Raw genomic sequence first — 3,333 nt, 5'->3', positions numbered from 1 at the left:
CAGCCTGATCTTGTCCGACAGGCTCAACCCGATCACTCTCAGACGCCAGATGTCAGATCAAATACCAACTACTACAAATCCTGCAACGGAATGGGTGAGGATCATGGCCGACCCGGCGCAGAACACCTTCGCGCAGGCCACCGGGCCGGCTGCATCACCATGACCATTGTCACAGTCTGTCGGCATCGCGTCCATGCCAGCCGCAACGGTCATGTCGTGCCCGTCGTGGGCCATCGCCCCATGCGGGACGGGCATGATCGTTCCCAGCACGAATGCCAGGGCAATGAGGAGTGCACCTAGGGATCGGAGCAGCGGCATGGGGCAAACTTAGGGAGGCGAGACCTGGCAGACAACTCACATCGACGTGTCTCGGACGGACGGCGAGTTGGCTGAGGCTGTGGAGCAGTCGACCCTCTGTGCCGCAAGACCGACCGCTGCCTGTCATGGCTGTGCCTGCCGTGTCTCGATGATGCTTCCATCCTCCCGCTGAAGACGAAAGTCGTCTGTCTTTGGAGACTGGATGGTCTTCTCTTGGTACAAGGCAGGCCGCGGCCCACCCCGTACCATGACCAGGAGTGCCCACATTCACAGAGCTTGTCGCTGATAGGCCCCTGTGGTGGCCAACGGCGTGATCAGTGGGCCATGCTGCTGAGGGCTTCCTGGCAGGCGCGCTCGCAACGGCGGCAGGACTCAGCACAGATACGGCAGTGCTCATGCATGCTGGCGTGGCGCTCACACTCCTCCCCGCAAAGGCGGCAGGCGGTGGCGCAAGCCTCGAGCATCCGGCGGATCACCTCCTCGTTCGAACCCGTCCGGCGGGTGGCCACGGACCCGGTAGCGGCGCAGACGTCGGCGCAGTCGAGGTTCAGCCGGATGCACTGGGTGAGCTGCTGCACCATGTCCTCGCCAAGGCAGGCGTCGGCGCAGGAGGTGCAGACCTGAGCGCAGGAATAGCACTCCTCGATGCAACGGATGAGAGCGTCGTTGGTGTTGCCCTTCACGTGCGGGTGCGTTCTGATCATCTGCTGTGCATGCATGGTCGTTCTCCTTGCGTTGCGAGTGTTCCGTTCGCGGATTGGGCTCTGTCGCGACCCGTGAGCTGCGTGTGAGCTGCTGCCCCAGATGGCGACTGCGGCGGCTCCGGCAAGCGCACCGGCAAGGGCGCCCAGGAGCACCTTGGTTGAAAGGCCGCCACTGCTCGGCATGAAGGATGACGGGCGGCGCCAGGGCTGGTTCATGGCTTCTCTCCCCGGAGAATTGCTCCTCCTGGTGTGCTGAGAGTGCGTCACTGCTTCGGTTCGACGGCACCTAGCTTGAGGCGCGTCGTGCCATCGCCGGGGCAACATACAGGGGGAGGGTATTGTTCCTGGCCCAAGTTCCGGTTTGGCGCGTTAACGGACAAAGAGGTGCCATGGCATCATGCCCGGACCGCAGGAGAACCACGGCCGTGTCGCCGTCGATCACAGACGTCAGTTTCCACGTCTGCGGCGCATCGAGGGACAGGTGCGTGGCCTTGAGCAGATGATCGAGGAGGGCCGCTACTGCGGTGATGTGGTGAATCAGATCAACGCTGCGGTTGCCGCGCTGCACCGTGTTCAGGTCGACATGCTGCGGGATCACCTGAAGGCGTGTGTAGAGGCGAGCCTGTCCGCTGATCTGCCCGAGGAGGAGCGCCAGCGCCTAGCGCGCGAGGTCATGCGCCTTATGGACGTCCTTCGGCAGAAGGCCTGAGGTCTGCTCCTGCCGGTTGAGCCTGCGCCCGAGAGCTTTGGTGAGAGGCGCTCCCGTGATGCCGTGCGCCACGACTGATCCGCAGATCACGAGGCTCACGGCGTGCCAGATCACCGGCTCTCCCGTCCGATGCTCCATCAACGAGGCATAGTAGATCGCAGCCACAGCGATGGGACCAAACCAGCCCACGAAGAGCGCTTCTGACGGGGTGCGGATATCACGAAGGAGCGGCCGCAGGAGCAGAAGCACGGGAGGGCGGCGCAGGAGAAGAACGGCAATGACAAGCAGCAGGCCGCCCCAACCCAGGTCGAGCCATCCCCGCCATGGAAGAACGGTCCCCAGCAGGATAAAGATCGGGATGGCAAAGAAGCGATTTACCGCCTCCTGCCCATGCTCCTCGTTCTCCCGGTCCGATTGGCTGATGACCTGTGTGAACATGGCGCCGGCGGCGAAGACGAGCAGCACCTCGTCGCTCTTGATCAGCCGCCCTGCGCCCACGGCAAGCAGAGCAAGCGCCACCGTGTAGACCAAGCGCCATTCGCTCTTGATCGCATCGCGCCGCTCGGCCGCCTGCAACAGCTTGGCCGCAATGTAGCCGAGCGCAAGGCCTGCAAGCGTGGCCACGCCGACGTCCCACAGCAGCGACTTCGTTAGCCAATGAGAGAGGGCCTCCCCGGTCGGACGTGTGAGCAGGAGGAAGGGCAGGAAGACAAAGATATAGCCCAACCCGTCATTGGCTCCAGACTCGAAGGAGATGGCGTGGCGAACGGGCTCAGGGATGTTCTCCTCCGCCAACTCGCCGGTGACGATGGGGCTTGCAGCCACCGGATCGGTGGGGGTGATGATGGCGCCGATCAGAGCGGCTATCCAGAACGGCACCCCGAGGAGGAGGAAGACCAGGGCCGTGCTGATGGCCCACATCAAAGCCATGCCGAGGCTGATCAGCACCAGCATCTCACGCCAGTTGCGGCGCGGATAAGAGCCAGGAATGCGCAGCGCCACGCCCACGAGCCCGATGCCCAGCGTCAGGCGGGCAGCGCTCTCCATCAGGGAGGGACGGTCACCCAGCGCCTCAAGATCAATAAGGTTGAAGACCCCAGGGCCGACGAGCACCCCGATAACAAGGGCCAGCAGGGTCGGCGGAAGAGGGCTGCGGGACAGCCACTTGGAGCCGAGCCCAAGGATCAGTGTCACTCCTCCGAGAAGGGCAACGATGGCGTTGAAATTGTTCATCGGGGGACCTGACCGGCGGTTTTGGCTTCTACGCGGGGATGGGGCGAGGTCATCTGTTGAACGCGCACGTTGCTCTTCCGTAAAGGAGCGGGATGCAGGAGCCTCTGGATTAGCTTAACCTGTGCAGCACAGGCGATGTTCCGAAGGAAGCCCAGACCCGAGAGCGTTTGTCGATCTGGCGGAATGCTGGTCGTCATGCCGCTTGGATGCTCTCTGGCACCTATGTCCTCGCTCGAACGGCAAGTTCAGCGGCGCGACCGCGTACGTCTCTGAGAGACCGTTTGAGAGTAGACTAAGAGCCTGTTTGAGAATGTCGCACGGGGTCGGATTGGGATAGTCTCGAGTCCACATGAGCCGGATGTGGACCAA

General features: G+C 63.0%; 4 protein-coding genes. 1 reads left to right on the top strand and 3 read right to left on the bottom strand.

Annotated elements, in window-relative coordinates:
- Positions 1-57: 57 nt before the first annotated feature.
- Together JQC81_RS32025 and JQC81_RS32020 are read right to left on the bottom strand one after the other, a co-directional pair.
- Entirely contained in the window at positions 58-318 is a 261-nt protein-coding gene (locus tag JQC81_RS32025) for a hypothetical protein (protein ID WP_203275799.1), read from the bottom strand.
- A gap of 314 nt (positions 319-632) precedes the next feature.
- On the bottom strand, positions 633-1,037 hold the full coding sequence (locus JQC81_RS32020; protein WP_203275798.1) for a four-helix bundle copper-binding protein: 405 nt from the start codon (positions 1,035-1,037) through the stop codon (positions 633-635).
- 382 nt (positions 1,038-1,419) lie between these two features.
- Here JQC81_RS32020 and JQC81_RS32015 point away from each other — a divergent pair, with 382 nt between their 5' ends.
- Positions 1,420-1,731, top strand: a complete 312-nt coding sequence (locus JQC81_RS32015) for a metal-sensitive transcriptional regulator (protein WP_203275797.1) — start codon at positions 1,420-1,422, stop codon at positions 1,729-1,731.
- On the opposite strand, the gene JQC81_RS32010 is transcribed toward JQC81_RS32015, so the two are convergent.
- A complete protein-coding gene (locus JQC81_RS32010) occupies positions 1,681-2,964 on the bottom strand; it encodes a cation:proton antiporter (protein WP_203275796.1) in 1,284 nt (427 codons plus the stop codon). The genes JQC81_RS32015 and JQC81_RS32010 overlap by 51 nt on opposite strands.
- Positions 2,965-3,333: the final 369 nt, after the last annotated feature.

Origin of the sequence: Microvirga arabica (assembly GCF_016811235.1) — a bacterium.
In the GTDB taxonomy this organism is placed as follows: Bacteria; Pseudomonadota; Alphaproteobacteria; order Rhizobiales; family Beijerinckiaceae; genus Microvirga; species Microvirga arabica.
Note: the sequence above shows the minus strand (reverse complement) of the source record. Positions and strands in the feature narration are given on the sequence as shown.

Bases quoted from the DNA above. Each gene is read 5' to 3' on its own strand.
- JQC81_RS32015 (WP_203275797.1), top strand. From the start codon at position 1,420: ATGCCCGGACCGCAGGAGAACCACGGCCGTGTCGCCGTCGATCACAGA.
- JQC81_RS32020 (WP_203275798.1), bottom strand. From the start codon at position 1,037: ATGCATGCACAGCAGATGATCAGAACGCACCCGCACGTGAAGGGCAAC.
- JQC81_RS32010 (WP_203275796.1), bottom strand. From the start codon at position 2,964: ATGAACAATTTCAACGCCATCGTTGCCCTTCTCGGAGGAGTGACACTG.
- JQC81_RS32025 (WP_203275799.1), bottom strand. From the start codon at position 318: ATGCCGCTGCTCCGATCCCTAGGTGCACTCCTCATTGCCCTGGCATTC.